This is a genomic window from Brevibacterium gallinarum (assembly GCF_014836885.1).
Taxonomy (GTDB): domain Bacteria; phylum Actinomycetota; class Actinomycetes; order Actinomycetales; family Brevibacteriaceae; genus Brevibacterium; species Brevibacterium gallinarum.
Window position 1 is genome coordinate 135972 of sequence record NZ_JACSPY010000006.1, and the last position, 17483, is coordinate 153454.

The 17483-nt window shown below is 68.4% G+C and carries 14 protein-coding genes; 5 read left to right on the top strand and 9 right to left on the bottom strand.

All coding sequences use genetic code 11. The features are described 5' to 3' along the window. The first annotated feature begins 132 nt into the window (after positions 1 to 132). The 3 genes from H9634_RS07915 to H9634_RS07925 all read left to right on the top strand — a co-directional run bounded on the left by H9634_RS07915 (position 133) and on the right by H9634_RS07925 (position 4695). Complete coding sequence (locus tag H9634_RS07915) at positions 133 to 756, top strand: hypothetical protein (protein WP_191726159.1); 624 nt, start codon at positions 133 to 135, stop codon at positions 754 to 756. A 108-nt stretch (positions 757 to 864) separates the two neighbouring features. Next, a complete protein-coding gene (locus H9634_RS07920; RefSeq protein ID WP_191726160.1) occupies positions 865 to 2181 on the top strand; it encodes a C45 family autoproteolytic acyltransferase/hydolase in 1317 nt (438 codons plus the stop codon). Positions 2182 to 2271: 90 nt separating this feature from the next. Next, positions 2272 to 4695, top strand: a complete 2424-nt coding sequence (locus tag H9634_RS07925; RefSeq protein WP_191726161.1) for a thioredoxin domain-containing protein — start codon at positions 2272 to 2274, stop codon at positions 4693 to 4695. 56 nt (positions 4696 to 4751) lie between these two features. Here the strand turns inward: H9634_RS07925 and H9634_RS07930 are convergent, their stop codons facing one another. From H9634_RS07930 to H9634_RS07960, 7 genes are all read right to left on the bottom strand, one after another. Further along, a complete protein-coding gene (locus H9634_RS07930; protein ID WP_191726162.1) occupies positions 4752 to 5552 on the bottom strand; it encodes a VOC family protein in 801 nt (266 codons plus the stop codon). Between the two features lie 11 nt (positions 5553 to 5563). Continuing rightward, positions 5564 to 6043, bottom strand: a complete 480-nt coding sequence (locus H9634_RS07935; protein ID WP_191726163.1) for a VOC family protein — start codon at positions 6041 to 6043, stop codon at positions 5564 to 5566. A gap of 41 nt (positions 6044 to 6084) precedes the next feature. Continuing rightward, complete coding sequence (locus H9634_RS07940; RefSeq protein ID WP_191726164.1) at positions 6085 to 6891, bottom strand: VOC family protein; 807 nt, start codon at positions 6889 to 6891, stop codon at positions 6085 to 6087. A 182-nt stretch (positions 6892 to 7073) separates the two neighbouring features. Beyond that, positions 7074 to 7799, bottom strand: a complete 726-nt coding sequence (locus H9634_RS07945; RefSeq protein WP_318245042.1) for a helix-turn-helix transcriptional regulator — start codon at positions 7797 to 7799, stop codon at positions 7074 to 7076. 185 nt (positions 7800 to 7984) lie between these two features. Further along, a complete protein-coding gene (locus H9634_RS07950) occupies positions 7985 to 8545 on the bottom strand; it encodes an endonuclease domain-containing protein (protein WP_191726166.1) in 561 nt (186 codons plus the stop codon). 622 nt (positions 8546 to 9167) lie between these two features. Further along, complete coding sequence (locus H9634_RS07955) at positions 9168 to 10088, bottom strand: methyltransferase domain-containing protein (protein ID WP_191726167.1); 921 nt, start codon at positions 10086 to 10088, stop codon at positions 9168 to 9170. A 136-nt stretch (positions 10089 to 10224) separates the two neighbouring features. Continuing rightward, positions 10225 to 11664, bottom strand: coding sequence for a M18 family aminopeptidase (locus tag H9634_RS07960; protein ID WP_191726168.1), 1440 nt, complete (start codon positions 11662 to 11664; stop codon positions 10225 to 10227). 20 nt (positions 11665 to 11684) lie between these two features. Here H9634_RS07960 and H9634_RS07965 point away from each other — a divergent pair, with 20 nt between their 5' ends. Both H9634_RS07965 and H9634_RS07970 read left to right on the top strand, forming a co-directional pair. Further along, positions 11685 to 13091: an MFS transporter gene (locus tag H9634_RS07965; protein WP_191726169.1), complete on the top strand. Its 1407-nt coding sequence runs from the start codon at positions 11685 to 11687 to the stop codon at positions 13089 to 13091. Positions 13092 to 13165: 74 nt separating this feature from the next. Continuing rightward, on the top strand, positions 13166 to 14668 hold the full coding sequence (locus H9634_RS07970) for a DUF1684 domain-containing protein (RefSeq protein WP_191726170.1): 1503 nt from the start codon (positions 13166 to 13168) through the stop codon (positions 14666 to 14668). Positions 14669 to 14772: 104 nt separating this feature from the next. On the opposite strand, the gene H9634_RS07975 is transcribed toward H9634_RS07970, so the two are convergent. Beyond that, the gene (locus H9634_RS07975; protein ID WP_191726171.1) at positions 14773 to 15177 is read right to left on the bottom strand and encodes a nuclear transport factor 2 family protein; all 405 of its coding nucleotides are present in this window, start codon (positions 15175 to 15177) and stop codon (positions 14773 to 14775) included. 283 nt (positions 15178 to 15460) lie between these two features. Further along, complete coding sequence (locus tag H9634_RS07980; protein WP_191726172.1) at positions 15461 to 17419, bottom strand: M13 family metallopeptidase; 1959 nt, start codon at positions 17417 to 17419, stop codon at positions 15461 to 15463. Between the last annotated feature and the right edge of the window lie 64 nt (positions 17420 to 17483).

Here is a 17483-nt window from a genome sequence, read left to right on the forward strand (position 1 = left end):
TGGGCACCTGTCCTTTCGTGCCGGGAGGGTGGGGCGGGTGGCTGCCGGGAGGGCTTCGGCATCGAGTGTAGCGAGGGGAGATGGACGGGCGCTGGCCGCAACCCGGCAGGGGGCCGACGCTAGACTGGCGGCATGCGACGCATCGACTTCCGCCGTCTGCTCGCACCTGCCGCCTGGAAGATGACAGCCGCTGTGATCGGGGTGCTGAGCCTGACGGCGCTGGCCGCCTGCGGGGATGGCGAGACGACCGGGCAGACCGGGAATACCGGGCAGCCGGCAGAGACCGCCGGGCAGACGAGCGCTGCCGATGCGGGTGACGACGCCGAGGCGGAAGACGATGCCGAGGCGGAAGACGATGCCGAGGCGGGTGACGATGCCGAGGCGATCGATGTCGCCCAGTCGGTCTCCGGGCTCAGCGCAGCCGGATACACCTGCAGCAGCGAGACGTGCACGCGCACCGAAGCCGGTGTCGACTACACGGTGAGCCTGAGCGAGGACGAGCTGGAGGCCGAGGTGCGTGAGACCGGATCGCAGACCGCCCTGCACCCGCACTACGACACCCTGCTGCGCGAACTCGGCCAGGCAATCGAACCCGGCCGGTACGCCGGCATGGACTGGGATGCGATCCGCGAATGGGCCAATGCGCATGCCGACTCCGATGACCACGGCACCGCAGCCGGTGACTGGACCGTCTCCGCCCGCTTCGACGACACCAGCGGACAGCGCGCCCGCCAGCTCGTCATCACCCGCTCCTGAACCGGCCGCGCGGACACGGCTGCGGGCGCATGGCGGCCCGAGGGGCCGCCGCACTGCAGCTGAGACGCACCCTTGACCAGGCTCGACGCCCGCTGGAACGATGAGCCTATGGACGCCTCCCAGCCCTTCACCGAACCCCTGACTCCACCCGGCGACGTCGAGCCTGCCACGCTCATGATCACCGGAGACACGCCTCGGGACCGGGGCTATGCGCGCGGGCAGGCCGCCGCCGGGGACATCGCCCGGGCCGCGGCCGGGTATTCGGCCCTCTTCACCGCAGGGCAGATCCCGCCCCAGTCCCAGCGCGATGCCGCCGAGGCCTCGCTCACCGCGCTCGAAGCGTGGGATCCCCGTCAGGTCGAGGAGCTGCTCGGGGTGGCCGCCGGCGCCGCCGCGGCCGGCGCGACGTTCGACGGTCAGCCGCTGGAGCTGTGGCATGTGGGCCTGGTCGCCGCCCGGACCGAGATCCTCACCCTGGCCGTCGAACCGGCCCCGGAGTGCTCGACGATCGCCTACGCCGCACCCGGCCGCACCGTCGGTGTGCAGACCTGGGACTGGCACGCCGAGTTCGCCGGATACTGGCACTACCAGCAGGTCAGCCCTTGCGGGGAGCCGGGCCTGTCGCACGCGGGATTCGCCGAGTACGGGATGCTCGGCAAGATCGGGCTCAACTCCGCCGGCGTCGGGGTGATGCTCAACATCCTCAAGAACCGCGACGACGCAGCCGGCGGGGTGCCCGTCCACGCGCTGCTCGCCGGGGTGCTCGACCGGGCGCGCAGCGTCGAGGAGGCCCTCGACATCATCGACTCCGCCCACACCACCTCGTCCTCGGTCATCACCGTCGTCGGCTGCGATGACGCCGTCATGGTCGAGATCAGCCCGCACGGCACGTCCCGGCTGCGCCACGACAGCGACGTCGTCGCCCTCGACGGCGAGCCGATCGGCCCCCGCACCCCTGCCCCGAACTCCGGACGGTTCCCGCACGGGCCCGGCGGCGGGGACCGGGGGATCGCCGCCAGTGGAGGATTCCTCATCCACACCAACCACTTCATCGCACCTGACCAGCAGGACGGCGCCCTGCCGCTGTCGGCGACGAGCCGCTCCGAGGAGCGCATCAGCCTGCTCGACGAGAGACTGCGCGGCTTCGCCGTCACCACCTCAGCTGCCGGCGGACCGCACCCGGGTGCCGACGATCTGCTCGCCCTCATGTGCACCGGCGACGGCGACGCCCCAGTGTGCACGAGCGCGGATGCGCACGCGCCGTTCGGGCGGCGCACCGCCACTCTCGTCACCGTTGCCATCGACCCGAACGTCGGCACGATCCGGATGTCCCCGGGCAGCCCCCGCGAGCTGTTCGGCACCGACGCGCCCGGCGCCTCGGGACCGGCCCAAACCGCACGCCGGGAGACCTTCGAGGTCAGGTGAGCGGCAGACCGCCGTGAGACACTGAAGCTCCGGGACGCCGCAGTCCCGGCGACCGGCCGTGACCGGCCGGAGAAGGGAAGGACGCCTGCTGTGGCCAACAGACTTCGCGACGCCAGCAGCCCGTACCTGCGCCAGCACGCCGACAATCCCGTCGACTGGTGGCCGTGGTGTGCCGAGGCCTTCGACGAGGCCCGGTCCCGCGATGTGCCGGTGCTCGTCTCGATCGGCTACTCGACCTGCCACTGGTGCCACGTCATGGCCGCCGAATCCTTCGCCGACCCGGAGACCGCAGCCCAGCTCAACGCAGGCTACGTCAGCATCAAGGTCGACCGCGAGGAGCTGCCGACCGTCGACGCCTACTATATGGACGCCCTGCAGGCGATGCGCGGGGCCGGCGGCTGGCCGATGACCGTCATCGTCGACCACGACGGCCGGCCCTTCTTCACCGGCACCTACTTCCCGCCTCGGCCCCGGCCCGGCCAGCCGGCCTTCCGGCAGGTGCTCTCGGCGGTGACTGAGACGTGGCGGACCGAGCGCGAGCGCGTCGACGGGATCGCCTCCCACCTGACCGATGCGCTGGCCGCGGTGCATGAGAAGGTCGCCGCGAGCCTGCCTGCCGGCACCGCCGCCGAGGTGCCCGGCGCCGAGGAGCTCACCGCCGCCGTCGAGATGCTCGAAGGGTCCTTCGACGCGCGCACCGGCGGATTCGGACCCGCCCCGAAGTTCCCGCCGCTCATGACGGTCATCCAGCTCATCACCCACATCGCGCGGGTCGGGGTTGGGGACGCTGGCGGCGGTGGCGATTCCGGCAGCCGAGCCGATGCAGGAAGCCGAGCCGATGCTGGGAGCGGGGCTGATGCAGGAAGCGGGGCTGATGCTGGGAGTGGGGCGCGGGCGCTGCGCATGGTGCGCACGACCATGTCCCACATCGCCGCCGGCGGGATGCGCGATCAGGTCGAAGGCGGCATCGCCCGCTACAGTGTCGACGGCCAGTGGCATGTGCCGCACTTCGAGAAGATGCTCTACGACAACGCCCTCTACATCCGCGCGACCACCGCCTGGTTCCGGCTCGAGCAGTGGCTGGCCGACGGGGGAGGCGCCGGTGCTCAGCTCGCCTCCCGGTACGCGGCCCTGGCTGCCCGCGAAGCCCGCGAGACCATCGCCTATCTGCGCACCACACTGACACCTGAGGGCACCTTCGCCGCAGCCATCGACGCCGATTCGCTCGACGACCACGGCCGGTCAGTCGAAGGCGCCTACTACACCGTCGCCGCTGCCGACATGCAGGACGCCTTCCCCACCGGCAGCTTCTTCACCGCCGCCGGCAGCGTCGAGGGCCGCAGCGTCATCACAGCCCCGGTGATCCTCGACTGGCTCACCGACGACCAGACTGGTCAGACCCCACCGTGGGAGGGTGAGCAGGTCGCTGCCGACCGGCGGCTGCTCCTCGATATGCGCGCCGAACGCGCCTTCCCCCACGTCGATGACAAGACCGTCACCGAGTGGAACGCGCTCGCCGTCACGGCCATGGCCGAAGCCTCGCTCGTCTTCGCTGAACCCGACTATGCTGACACCGCGCGCGAGGTGTTCACCGCCCTGCTGGCTACCGCCGACCTGCCGGCCGGCCGGCTGCCGCGCAGCTCTGCGGCAGGGAAACCGGGGGACAATGCCGGCGGGCTGGCCGACTGGGCAGGTGTGGGCCGGGCCGCGATCGCACTCGAGCTCCTCGATGCCGGTCGCCGCCATGCCGTCGGCGACAACCTCGGCATCGCCGTCGCTGCCGCCCGGCACATCCGCTCCCACTTCATCGACACGAACAGCGAGCCGATGCGCTGCACCGACGGCACCGATCCGGTCATCGGCATCAGCACCTCCGACCCGGTCGACAACGTCACCCCGGCAGGCCGCACCGCAGCAGCGGAGCTGTTCCTGCTGCTGGCAGAGCTCATCGTCCCGGCCATCGGCTGGCGGGAACCCGGCGCCGGAGAGGCCGGTGACGCCAGCGAGCGCAACGGTGAAGGGGACCACTCCGGCGACGGCGACCGGTTCAACGACGGCGACCGCTACAGTGACGTCGGCCGCTCCGGCGACCGGTTCAACGACGGCGAGCACTCCGTGGGCGGCACGCGCGGCGACCAGGCCGAGACCGGTGTGAAGTTGCGGCCGCGCAGCGCCGCAGAGCTCGGCGCTGAGGCCAGCGACATCGTCTACGGGCTGCTGAGCGTCTACCGTCCGCTCATCCAGGAGGCCCCGCGCGGCTGTGGCTGGGCGCTGTACCTGTCCGAACTCCTCGAATCCCGGATGGTGCACGTCACGACCGCCAGCCGCACGCTCGCCGAACGCGCTGCCCGCTATCCGCTCGTCGCCGTCGTCGAGATCGCAGCAGAAGGTCCCGGCGGATCCGTGCCCGAATCAGGAGCGACCGTCTGCCGGGACGCGATCTGCCTGCCGCCGCTGGTAGACGAGCAGACACTCGCCCGGCAGCTCGACCGGCTCTCCCCGCCGCGCAGCTGAGCTGAGCGGGGAGGTCACCGCCGCCTCGGGAACGGTACCGAAGCCGAGGCGGCCGGTCACTGCCCGTTGAGTACGAACTCCGCCCCACACGGGTCGGTGACATGGGCGAACGTCCCGAACGGGGTGCTCCCGGTCGCCCCGATCGCGGCGCCGAGGCGCTCGGCTGCCTCGCAGCCGGCGGCGACCTCCGGGGTGTGGAAGTAGATGAGCCAGCGGGAGGACTGCTCCGGGCCCGGCATCGTCGCGGCATCGGCGAGCCCGCACACCACCGGACAGGGCGTGCCGTCGTCCAAGGTTCCGGTCGGGGAGCCGTTGGTGACATACCGGGTACCGTCATGGACGGCGCCGGTGCGATCGACGAGCGCCCAGTCGAAGACGTCGCAGTAGAACTTCGCGGCGGCGTCGAAGCCGGTGCTGCGGCACTCGAACCACGCCGGGGTGCCGGGCGCATGCGGCAGGTCGAAGCCGGCGATGGTGCCCGGCTGCCACACGTTGACTGTCGCGCCACCGGGATCGTCGACGAAGATGAGCGCGCCGGTCTTGCCTGGGCTTGGAGCCTCGTGCGGCTGTGCGCCGGCAGCCCGGGCGCGCTCGGCGGTGCGCGTGAGGTCGTCGGAGCGCAGGTACACCCCGAAGCTGCTCGGCCACGGCTGGCCGGCTGGATCGGTCATCCCGCGGGTGTCGACGAAACCGCCGACAGTGTGGCCAGCAGAGGTGATGATGGAGAACTCATCCGGCCCGGCTGGAGCCGCGAACTCCCAGCCGAAGAGACGGTGGTAGAAGTCCTGCGAGCGGTCGGGGTCCGGTGAGCCGAGATCGAGCCAGCACGGCGCACCGGGCCGGAAATCAGCAATCATGGACAGTCCTTTCACGCACCCCGGCCAGCGGCTTCGAGAGCGCTGATGTCGAGCTTGTGCATCTGCATCATCGCCTGGATCTGCTCATCGGTCTGGAGGAGATCGGACATGTTCGCCGGCACGATCTGCCAGCTGAGCCCGAACCTGTCTTTGCACCAGCCGCACTGTTCGGATTCGGGCACGTGCGACAGTGCCTTCCAGTAGTAGTCGATTTCGTCCTGGTCTTTGCACTGGACAGTGAAGGAGATCGCCTCGGAGAACGTGAACAGCGGGCCGCCGTCGAGGCAGATGAACGAGACCCCGTTGAGGATGAACTCCCCGGTGAGCACTTTGCCCTGCTTGCCGACGAAGTGCTCGCTGAGCGACTCGTCGGGGTATTCGGCGATGGAGACGATGCGCGAGTTGGGGAAGACGCTGACGTAGTAGTCCATCGCCTCCCGCGCATTCGAGTCGAACCACAGACACGGACTGATCGGCAGAATGGTTGACATGATGTTTCCCTATTGTGTTGGGCTGGATGCGACCGGGCTGGTCACAGTTCGTTGAGCATGAAGGCGGCACCCTGCGGGTCGGTGACCTGGCAGAAGCGGCCGAACGGCGACTGGCCGATCTCGCCGGTGGTGGCGCCGAGGCGGTTGGCGGTCTCCAGCGTCGCGTCGAGATCCTTCGTGCCGAAGAAGATCGACCACGTCGACTCCTGGAATTCCGGTGGCATGGCGGCGGCGTCGACGAGTCCGCAGACGGCTTCGCACTGGGTGCCGTCGGGCAGCGTCCCGGTGACCGAGCCGTTGGTGGCATAGCGCGGGGTGCTGCCCTCCGGCATGCGGTCCATCTCCACGACGGACCAGTCGAAGACCTCGCGGTAGAAGTCGGCCGAGGCATCGAAATCGGTGCTGCGGCATTCGAACCACACCGGCGTGCCGTGTGTGAGCGGCAGCTCGAAGCCGGTCATCTGGTTCGGCTGCCAGGCACTCAGACTCGCGCCGGAGGGGTCGGCCATGACGGACATCGAGCCGGCATCGCCGATCTGATCATTGTCGATGTACACGGTGCCGCGCTCGCGGGCCTTCGCGACTGTCGCGGCGAGGTCGTCGGTGTGGAGGTAGACGTCGAATCGTGTGGGGATCTCGCCGCCTTCGGGGCAGGTCATACCGGAGACATCCATCAGCCCGCCGACGGTGCTGCCGTCTGAAGTGATGAGGTGGTAGTGGTTCATCTCGGCGCCGAGGTCGTTGAACTCCCAGCCGAAGAGCTCGCGGTAGAAGTCGAGGGAGCCGTCGAGGTCATGGGTTCCGAGGTCGAGCCAGCAGGGAGCGCCGGTGCGGTACTGAGGTGACATGGTGCAGTCCAATCGCAGAGGGCCATCGGTCACGGCCGGGTGATGCCAATCTATAGCGGTGCAGTGTGGTGATGTGTGTCCGTTTTTGCGGTCTTGCCGGTCAGATACTGGCGGTCGTGGCGGATCGGATTCTTGCGGTCGTGGCGGATCGGATTCTTGCGGTCGTGCCGGTCAGAGGAGGATCAGTGCGGCGGAGCCAGTGCCGGCAGGGCCGCCAGCATGGGAACCGACGGCTGCGGGGCCGGGCCGAAGGTCAGCGTGATGTGCTGGGCTGTGGTCACCGGTGTGCTGTGGCTGGCGACGACGGGGGCCGATGGTGCCAGGTGATCGACCACCTCGGCGGCGGCATCGACGCTGAAGCCGAGCAGCCACGGGGCGCCGGCGCACAGGGGGAGGCAGATGCGCTGCTTGCCGCGGCACAGCACACCGGCCCGCGGCAGCCCGATGGGTGCTGGTGTCGGGAACCAGCCGATCCACATGAGCGGCGGCAGGCGCAGCCCAGCAGGCGGGCTCTCGATGTCGATGGTGGCGTGCGCGGCCTTCGGATTGCCGATCGAGAACGGGGCCGGTGAGCAGTCGGCGACCTGGTCGGCGAGCGTGCGGAGGGCAGCCGGGCTGGTGCCGACGGCCTCGCGGAACCGGCGGCTGAAGGAGGACACGGAGGTGAAGCCGACCTGCGTGCACACATCGACAACGGCGTCATTGCCGGTCAGCAGCAGGTTCTTGGCGGCATGGAAGCGCAGCGCAGCGAGGAACCGGCCAGGCGGGGTGTGCATGGCGGCGGCGAACGTGCGGTTGAAGTGGAAGGGACTGTAGCCGAGGTGGTCGGCGATGTCGGCGACGCTGATGTCCTCCGCAAGGTGCTCCATGGCGAAGGCTGCGGCGCGCACTGCCATGTCGGTGCTCACATCTGTGACAGTACTCTCCGGGCGGGCGCTTGTCACCGGTGGATTCTGATGGCGAGGTGGGGCAAGCCGCGGATGCAGATGGTTGGGGTGCGCCATGGGTGGTCAGCTGGCGGCTGGTGTGCACGATGCTGGCAGCCGGTGGGCGGCTGTGGGCAGTCAGCTGGCGCGCGGGGTGGGGTGGGCGGTCAGCTAACGCGGTCAGCCTGGGCGGGGCCGGCAGGAGACTTCTGGCGCCGGCGGATGAGTGCGGCGCGCACGTCGTGGACGACCCGGCTCATGTCGCTGCGGCGAGTGACCCGGATGACCGTCCAGCCGAGCTGCTCCAGTGTCTGCAGGCGGGTGATGTCGCGGTTGTACTGGTCTTCATCACCGCGGTGGTGATCGCCGTCGTATTCGACTGCGACCTTCTCTCGCCGGTAGGCCATGTCGAGCAGGTAGTAGTAGCCGGTGGCGGGATTGTCGACGCTGACAGAGACCTCGGGTTCGGGCAGGCCGGCGTCGATGAGGTTGAGGCGCACGCGGGTCTCCTGCGGCGAGTCGACTCCGGGGCGGGCGCGGTGGAGCGCGGCGATGGCGAGCCTGCGACCGGGATAGCGCGGGGTGTCGACGATGAGCCTCGACAGCTCGACTGGGGTGAGCTGGGGCGGGCCGTGCCAGCGGCCGAGCACAGCGTCGAAGCACTGGACGAGTTCAAGGAAGCCGAGCTGACCGGCGAGGTCGAGAAGGGTCTGTCTGATGGTGGTCAACCGGAAAGTCGCAACTGTGAGGTGGTTGACGGTCTCGGCTTGACGACAGTTGACCCAGGGGCGCTTGATGACCGTTGCTGACCGTTCGACGGTCACTTCCAGCTTGTCGGGCCGTCCTCGGAGCGGGAGGCCGTGAAGATCCGCGGCAGAACGGTGAGAGACAGCCGCGTGTGGTGCCACGACAGCCAGTGCCGTTGCCATCTCGAATGTGCGTAGCCAGTTCTCACCGGCCCAGACCGGGATGCCGAGCACCGATGGCCCATCCGGGTGGTCGTAGATGCCCCTCCCGTAGCGAGACAGGAGTTGGCGCCGTCGATACCCGGTGAGGTTTCGCTGGACGAGGAAGTCGTAGTTGGCGAACTGTGGGAGGGTCGCTCTCTTCATACGTTGCGAGCGGTTTCGCGTGCTCATGAGGACAGCTTCATCGGTTCCCATCGCGATTGGAACGGGAAAGCCAAATCTGTGGATGACGGCGCCTGAGGCTCCTCGTTCAGTCTTGACGTTGAGTACCACATCGAGTCCACTCGATGTGGTACTCAACGACTATGTTTCGCCGGATTCATGGGCATTGAGTGCCACTTCGACGAACGTTGATGTGGTACTCAATGCCCATCGCCGAAATCTACTCCGGCCGGTGCCCGATTCCGACGAGTGTGCTCGTGTTGAGCGAGGTGAATCCATCGAGGTGGAGGCCCGCGAGCAAGTCTGCCCGGACCTCCTCGATCTGCTCATCGCTCATCCCGGAGAGCATGCTGCGGAACCCGGACCCGGTGATGACCAGCCAGGCGAGCTCGTCATCGAGCTCCAGGTTCCGTTCCTGCACGGTGACGGTCACGTCGATCAGGCCGAGGTCTTCCATCCACGGGCCGAAGGCGTCCTGGGTGTCGATCTGGTCGAAGCTGAGTCCGGCCTTGTCGCCGGCAACCGTATCACCATCAGTCTCACCGGCCGCAGTGTCGCTGGCGTCATCCGCGCGGGCATCGGCATCCGCTCCATCAGGCTCGTCATTCTCTCGGGCAGACTTCGCATAGGCAGGGTCGGGCAGCTTCTCTCCCCTCACCCGTTGGATTGAGTGGAACGCCCGCATGCCGATGTCGGCCATCACCCCGTGGTCCCACACTGCCAGCATCAGCCGCCCACCGGGCCGCAGCCGGGTCACCAGCTGACGCGACCCCGCCGTGAAATTCGGGAAGAACATGATTCCGAGCACGCACTGCACAAGGTCGTACTCACCGGGCTGGCCGAACTCCAGCACATCCGCCTGGTGTGTACGCACCTGGTCCAGCCTGCGCTTGCTCACCCGCTGACGCAGCGCATCGAGCAGACCGCCCGCGAGGTCGACGGCGTCGACGCGTCCATCGGCTCCGACTGCGGCAGCTGCCGGCAGTGCAGAGGAGCCGATCCCGGAGCACGCGTCGAGAACCCGCTCACCGGGTTGGGGACCTGCCGCCGCGACGGCATCTGCGCCGATGCGATCCCACAGGTGCGGGGCGAGGCGGGAGTAGTCAGCGGCGGCGTCGGTGAAGTGCTGCGAGTCGACCATGGTCGCACTGTAGGAGCACGCCGCCTCCGGCGCTAATGCGCCGACCGGCATATGTGGCGCCGGTGCGCTGCCCTGTCAGGCGCCGGTGTGCTGCCGTGTCAGGCGCCGGAGCACCGTCAGGGCCGACACCGGAGCGTCAGGCTCCGCGCAGGTAGGCGTGTGCGACGTGGAACATGTCGTGCACGTCGGTGATCGCGCACATCTCCCTGGCCGAGTGCATGCTCCACAGCCCGATGCCGATGTCGACAGTCGTCATGCCCAGCCGGGTCGCCGTCAGCGGCCCGATCGTCGAACCGCACGGCATCGAGTTGTTCGACACGAACTCCTGGTAGGCGACGTCGGCGGCAGCACAGGCGGCGGCGAACCGGCCAGTGCCGATCGCATCGGTGGCATAGCGCTGCTGGGCGTTGATCTTCAGTAGCGGCCCGGCCCCCAGTCGCGGCCGGCTGACCGGGTCGTGGCGCTCAGGGAAGTTCGGGTGCACACCGTGCCCGGTGTCGGCGGAGAAGCAGATGGAGGACGCCATTGAGCGCAGGTACGCCTCCCGGCCGGCCGCGGCAGCGCCGCCGGCTTCATCGCCATCCCCGGCGGCTGCGGCGACGATCCGTTCGGTGATGTCGGCGAGGAACGGCCCGCAGGCACCGGAGCGGGTGTTGGAGCCGACCTCTTCATGGTCGAAGGCGGCCAGCAGCGGGATCTCGCTGATCTCAGCCGGGTCTATGAGTGCCAGCGCGCTCATTCCGGCATGGACGGAGGACAGGTTGTCGAGCCGGGGGCTGGCGAGGAACTCGTCATGCAGACCGAAGGTCGCCGGCTCCTGCGCGGCGATCGTGACGACATCGAATCCGGCGACATCCGCGGCCTTGACCCCGGCCGAGGCGGCGAGCACCTCAAGCACGTCAGTGCTCTGCAGTCCGTCGGCGGCCTGCAGCAGCCCGGTGAGATCCTCCAAGCCGATGACCGGCTGCAGGTGACGCTGCTTGTCGAGCGTGAGCTTCTGGTTGACCTCACGGTCGAGGTGGATCGCCAGTTGCGGGATCCGGGCGATCGGCTTCGTGCGCGCTAGCACCGTCTGCCCATCACGGGTCACGAGCCGTCCGGCGAGGCTGAGCTCCCGGTCAAGCCACGAGTTCAGCAGCGGCCCGCCGTAGATCTCGACGCCGATCTGCAGCGCACCCTCGGTGGCAAACCCCGGGTTGGGCTTGAGTTTGAAGGCAGGCGAGTCGGTGTGCGTGCCGAAGACCCGGAACACCGGGGCCGAGGCGCCGCTCACCTTGCCAGCGCCGCCTGCCTTGCCAGTGCCGCCCGCCTTGCCAGCGCCGCTCGCCTTCCCAGCACCACCACCGGCACCGCCTTCGGGCATCACCCAGGCGATCGCCGCGCCGTCGCGCACCACGACGTACTTCCCGCCTGCGTGCAGCTGCCAGGCATCGGCTTCGTGCAGCTCGCTGAACCCGGCCGACACAAGCCGCTCGCGCACATTGGCCGCCGCGTGGAACGACGACGGTGAGGCGTAGACGAAGGAGGACAGGTCGGCAGCAACGGTGCTCGGCGCAGATTCAGTCGTGATGCTCATACGTAGTAGCGTAGTCAATCGTGCTCTCGGTTCTCATGCGCCTGTTCGGCTGGACCTACATCCCGATCTCCGTCATCGCCAAGCTGCCCTTCGCGATGTCGGTCGTCGCCGTGCTCACAGCCGTCGCCGCCACCCGCGAGAGCTATACCCTGGCCGGTTCGACCGCCGCGCTCGTCGGCCTCGGCACTGCGATCTCCGGCCCGCTCATCGGCGCGGCCGCCGACCGTTGGGGCCAGCGCATCGTCCTCATCATCACCGCGCTCGCCAACACCGCCGCACTCTTCGGCCTCGCCGTCGCCCTCCGCCTCGAGGTCACCACCCCGGTTGTGCTCGCCGCCGGCATGGCGATCGGCCTCACCAGCCCGCAGGCCTCCTCGATGGTGCGCACCCGCTGGCTCTACGCCATCCGCGCAACCCTCACCGGCACCGATGCCCGCAAGGTCACCTCGAAGGTGCTGTCCTATGAGTCGATGACCGATGAGCTCGTCTTCGTCTTCGGCCCGGTCATCGTCGGCATCGTCGCCGTCGCCCTGGGCGTGCTCGTGCCGCTCGACTTCGCCGCCGTGCTCACCGGCCTCGGCGTGCTCGCCTTCGCCGTGCACCCCTCGGTGCGCTTCACCACCGGGCACGTCCGCCGGCCGACCTCCGCTCCCGAGGCGGCGGGCACCTCCCAGCCGGAAGACGCCTCCCAGCCGGAAGACGCCTCCCCGACGTGTGCCGCAGCCGGCCCGCTGCCCGAAACCGCCCAGCCCACACCCGCCGCTCAGACCGCACCCGCCGCCCAGCCTGCACCCGCCGCCCAGCCTGCACCCGCCGAGCCGACACGCCCGGCCCCGGTGCGCGAGATCTACCGCCTCATCGTCCTCGTCCCGGTGCTCGGCATGACGAGCATCGGCGTGTTCTTCGGTGCCTCGCTCACCTCGCTGAGCAACTTCATGGAGCGCTTCGGCCAGGCCGATGCCGCCGGCATCTACTACGGCATCATGGGGGTGGGCTCGGCGATCCTCGCACTGTCGGTCGTCCTGCTGCCCGAGCGCTTCACCTTCACCGCCCGCTGGCTGGTCTTCGGCTCCCTCGCACTCGCCGGCTCGATCGTCATGCACCTCGTCTCCGACCCGCTCGATGTCGTGCTGCCGCTGGTCATCATGGGCTGCGGCATCGGCCCTGCGCTTGTGACCCTGTACTCGATCGCCTCGGATGTCGCCCCGTTCGGGCGCACCACCACTGTGATGGCGATGATGTCGACCGGGGTGGTCGTCGGCCAGTCGGGTTCCTCGGCACTCACCGGTGTCATCATCGACCGGTTCAGCTACGTGGAGGGCTTCCACATGATCACCGTCGCCACCGCGCTGCTCGTCTGTCTGGGCGGTGTGCAGCTGCTGGCAAACCGATCCGAGCACCGCCGCCGCAGCACCCGCATCGCCTAGGATAGGACTAGTCGCCAGCCCGATCGGCTGACGGCCGCTGTCCGCGCACCCCCTATGCGAGTTCGAGGAGCCCTGTGGAACAGTACAGTGCCGAGTGGCAGGCGTGGCATGACGCCCGCATCTCCGATCTCGCCACCCCGTTCGGGTGGCTGAGTGTCACTGGGCTCACGTGGCTGACGTCGTCGCAGCCGGTCACCTGGCCCGAGGCGCCGGGCACTTTCACCGTGGACGGCGACTGGGTGCACTTCACCTTGGCTGACGGGGTGTCGGCCGGGCCGAGCAAGGCCGCCCTCGAGGTCATGAGCCGTCCGGTCGGACAGCGCTGCGGGGGAGATGCCGCCCATGATTCGATCCCGGCGCGCGCCTCCCATCCCGCCGCCGAGGTGCGGGTCGACTCCTCGGAGTCGATGTCGGCCAGGCTCGATGATGGGGAGTCGCTCAACTGGTTCGTCGTCGACCACGTCACCTATGAGCTCATCCGCCGCGACGGTAACTACGGAATCCGCCGGCGGGATTCGAAGGCCCCGCTGCTGCAGCGCTTCATCGATATCCCGGCTTTCCCGCTGAGCCAGGAATGGATCGTCTCCGGTGCTTTCACCCCGTATCCCGAACCGGAGCAGCGCCGCATCGCCACCGCCTGCCCGGGCTTGGAGCTCGATGAGCTGCTCACGGGCGAAGTCCGGTTCACGCTGTGCGATGTCGAGTATGTGCTCAAGACCTCCGGCAGCCCAGAGCACGGCCTGCACATCAACTTCCACGACTACACCAACGGGCGCACGACGGCGACCTGGCGGCGCATCAACCTCGGTCTGCCTGATGCCCAGGGTCATGTCATCATCGACTTCAATCGCACGATCAACTACCCGTTCGCCTTCATCCCGCACGCCACCTGCCCGGCGCCGGTGCCGGAGAACGTGCTGCCGGTCGAGCTGCAGGCAGGCGAGCGTCTGCCGACACAGACGCTGTCGGAGTCCGGGATCAACACGCCGGTGCTGTTCATCGACCTGTCCCCGGAGATCGAGATCGGCGGGGTCATCGACCTGTGGACCGAACTCGGTCTCGATGTCACGCTCGTCAACCGTGACGAGCCGCTGCCGCCGCTGCCCGGCTTCGCCGCCCTCGTCGTCTTCTGCTGGGGATGCACAAGCGAGGTCCGCACTGAGCTCATCACCGAGATCGTCGAGATGGTCTCCGATGCGATGGCCACCCGGATCCCGGTCGTCGCCGTCGGCACCGCCACCACGATGCTCGCCGCCGCTTCGCTCGACGGTTCGCTGACAGCCGGGCGGATCACCTTCGAGAAGACCGCCGACAGCCTCGGGCCGATCCCGCTGGCTGTCACCGACACCGTCGCTGAGGACCGGCTGTTCCGCAACAACATCTCCCGCCTCGACCCTGACGGGGTCGGCTACATCGTCATCGACCGGGCCGAGGGCGAAGAGCTGCCGGCCGGGCTCAACGGCGACGCGGACCGTGACGAGGCCCGCCGCGAGGCGCAGCGGACCTTCGGCGCTCATGAGGTCGCCTGGCGCGATCTGGCTGAGCGCTTCGCGCGTCTCCTGCACACCACCATGTGACAGCTCCTGCCAGTACCATCTGCCAGTGCTGACGGACCCCGGCGTCAGCGGTTGACCAACAGGTGGAATCGCAGTGGATCGCTGGGCCGGGCCCTGAGATGCCGTCAGGGGTCTGGTTCTACTCCTGCACAAGAACGGTTCTGCTCCTGCACAGGAACGGGTGTCTGCTGGTAGAGCGCGAGTCGCCACGCGCCGTCGCATCGGGTGTAGACACTGGACATCAGCGCGATGAAGCCGGGCTCGTCCTGAGCGCGGTAGGCGCAGCCGGTGTAGACGAGGATCGCGTGATCGTCGCTGAGTGAGAGGAGTCTCGCGTCGGTGATGTCGTAGGTTCGCCACGGCGGCGCATCGTTCAGGGAGTCGATGACCGCCTGCCGGTCGAGGATCTGGCCGTGGGCGAGGACCATGACGCCGTCGCTGGTCATGATCTGTCCGTAGAAGTCCGCGCCATTGCTCTCGCAGAGGGACTTCCATCCCTGGTGCTCGAGTTCGAGCAGTTCGCTGAGCATGACGGCAGGCTCCTTCGCTTCGCGGAGTTCCAGCCTACCGCCGGATGGTGCGACAGAACGATGTCGTGACAGACCGATGGTGCGACAGAACGATGACGCGACAGAACCCGGCCCGCGAATCGCGGATCGGGTTCTGTCGGGTTCGAGGTCAGCAGCCTGCGGCCGCCTGACGCGCAGCTTCTGGCAGCCTGACGCACAACCTGCGGCCGCCTGGCGCGCAGCCTCCGGCAGCCTGCGGCAGCCTTCGGGAGCCTGCGGCGCCGGCGCAGCCGCAGGCACAGACTCACACCCAGATGTGGACGCGCTCCTCCGGCGGCAGGTACATCGGGTCGCCATCGCTGACGTCGAAGGCCTCGGCGAAGGCGTCGATGTTCTTGACCACCTGGTTGCAGCGGAACTCCTCGGGCGAGTGCGGGTCGACGCTGAGCCGGCGCAGCCGCTCCTCCTTGCGCATCTTGATCCGCCAGGCCTTCGCCCAGGCGTAGAAGAACTGCTGCTTCTCCTCAGTCGTGACCTCGCGGCCCTCGTCGGCTGCGGCGATCGTCAGTGCCTTGTACGCGATCGACAGCCCGCCGACGTCGCCGATGTTCTCACCGATCGTCAGCGCTCCGTTGACGGTGTGCTTGGATTCGAAGCCGGCCGGGACGAGCACATCGAACTGGTCGATGAGGGAGCGGGTGCGCTCGTCGAAGCGCTGCCGGTCTTCAGCGGTCCACCAGTCGACGAGGTTGCCGGTGCCGTCGTAGCGGGAGCCCTGGTCGTCGAAGCCGTGGCCGATCTCGTGGCCGATGACCGCGCCGATCGCTCCGAAGTTCACAGCATCCGGGGCGTCGACGTCGAAGAACGGCGGCTGCAGGATCGCAGCAGGGAAGACGATTTCGTTCATCACCGGGTGGTAGTAGGCGTTGACCGTCTGCGGAGTCATGAGCCACTCATTGCGGTCGATCTCCTCACCGATCCGTCCGACGTGCCGGTCGTGCTCAGCCTCGGCGGAACGGCGGATGTTGCCGAACAGGTCATCGGCGCGGATCTCAGCCGGGTACTCCCGCCACACATCCGGGTAGCCGACCTTCGGCGTGAATTGCGAGAGCTTCGTCAGCGCCCGCCCCTTCGTCTCCTCACCCATCCAGTCGAGGCTCGTGATCGAGGACTCGTAAGCGCGGATGAGCTTGTCGACCAGTTCGCCGATCGCCTCCTTCGCCTCCGGTGGGAACTCCTGGGCGACGTAGAGCTTGCCGACAGCCTCACCGAGCAGCCCCTCCACGAGGCTGACGGCGCGCTTCCAGCGCTCGCGCAGCTGCGGGGTGCCCGAGAGCGTCCGGCCGAAGAAGTCGAAGTTCTCCTCGACGATCTCATCGCCCAGCACACTGGCTGAGGCGTTGAGCAGGGCGAACATCATCCAGCCGCGCAGCACCCCGACGGGCGTGTCGGCCCACACCTGGCCGGCGCCGGTGAGGAAGGAGGGCTGGCTGACGATGAGGTAGTCGGCGTGCTCGATGCCGGCTCCAGCCCGCCATGCGTCGAGGTCGAAGCCGCGGACGAGGTCGGCGACCTCGGGCACGGTGAACCGGTTGTAGGTCTTCTCCGCATCACGGCTGGTGACCCGGTCCCAATGGTGTTCGGCGATGGCGGTCTCGAAGGCGAGGATCTTCTCGGCCAGTTCCTCACCGGTCATCCCGGTGTGCTCCTGGAGGCCTGCCAGCTGCGACATCTTCGCGATGTGGGCGCGGAACTTCTCACGCAGCTCTGCGTTGTCCTCACCGCGGTAGTAGGACTCATCGGGCAGGTGCAGGCCCGACTGCACGATGTACATCGCGTAGACGTCGGAGTCCTTGGCATCGGCGCTGACGAACCCGCCGAGCAGTCCGCCGCAGCCCTCGCGGTCGAGTTCGCCCATGAGGCGGGCGAGCTCGCTATGATCGGCTGCGGCCTTGACCCGCTCGAATCCCTCGGCAAGCGGGGTCACGCCGAGCTCGTTGATCCGCTCGGTGTCCATGAACGACGTGAACAGGTCGGCGATCTTCGCCTCTTCGCTGCCCGGAGCGGGAGAGGCGTCGGCGAGCCCGGTGATGAGGTCGCGGACCTTCTCCTCGGCGGCGTCGTAGAGTTCGCGCATCGCTCCGTCGCCGGCGCGGTCGTCGGGAATCTCGAACGAGTCGATCCAGGCGCCGTTGACATGGCGGAAGAGGTCGTGTGATGCAGCGACATCCGGGTCGCCGTGGGGCAGGGAGATCTCAGTCATAGTTCCAACCTATCGCCTGTGCGCCCGGTTGCGGTCGGCTGGGACTGGATTTCCCGCTCCCGAG

What these genes read in the sequence shown, in the direction of transcription:
- H9634_RS07935 (WP_191726163.1), bottom strand. Translation starts at nt 6,043, where the DNA reads ATGTCAACCATTCTGCCGATCAGTCCGTGTCTGTGGTTCGACTCGAAT.
- H9634_RS07920 (WP_191726160.1), top strand. Translation starts at nt 865, where the DNA reads ATGGACGCCTCCCAGCCCTTCACCGAACCCCTGACTCCACCCGGCGAC.
- H9634_RS07915 (WP_191726159.1), top strand. Translation starts at nt 133, where the DNA reads ATGCGACGCATCGACTTCCGCCGTCTGCTCGCACCTGCCGCCTGGAAG.
- H9634_RS07960 (WP_191726168.1), bottom strand. Translation starts at nt 11,664, where the DNA reads ATGAGCATCACGACTGAATCTGCGCCGAGCACCGTTGCTGCCGACCTG.
- H9634_RS07975 (WP_191726171.1), bottom strand. Translation starts at nt 15,177, where the DNA reads ATGCTCAGCGAACTGCTCGAACTCGAGCACCAGGGATGGAAGTCCCTC.
- H9634_RS07930 (WP_191726162.1), bottom strand. Translation starts at nt 5,552, where the DNA reads ATGATTGCTGATTTCCGGCCCGGTGCGCCGTGCTGGCTCGATCTCGGC.
- H9634_RS07940 (WP_191726164.1), bottom strand. Translation starts at nt 6,891, where the DNA reads ATGTCACCTCAGTACCGCACCGGCGCTCCCTGCTGGCTCGACCTCGGA.
- H9634_RS07955 (WP_191726167.1), bottom strand. Translation starts at nt 10,088, where the DNA reads ATGGTCGACTCGCAGCACTTCACCGACGCCGCCGCTGACTACTCCCGC.
- H9634_RS07980 (WP_191726172.1), bottom strand. Translation starts at nt 17,419, where the DNA reads ATGACTGAGATCTCCCTGCCCCACGGCGACCCGGATGTCGCTGCATCA.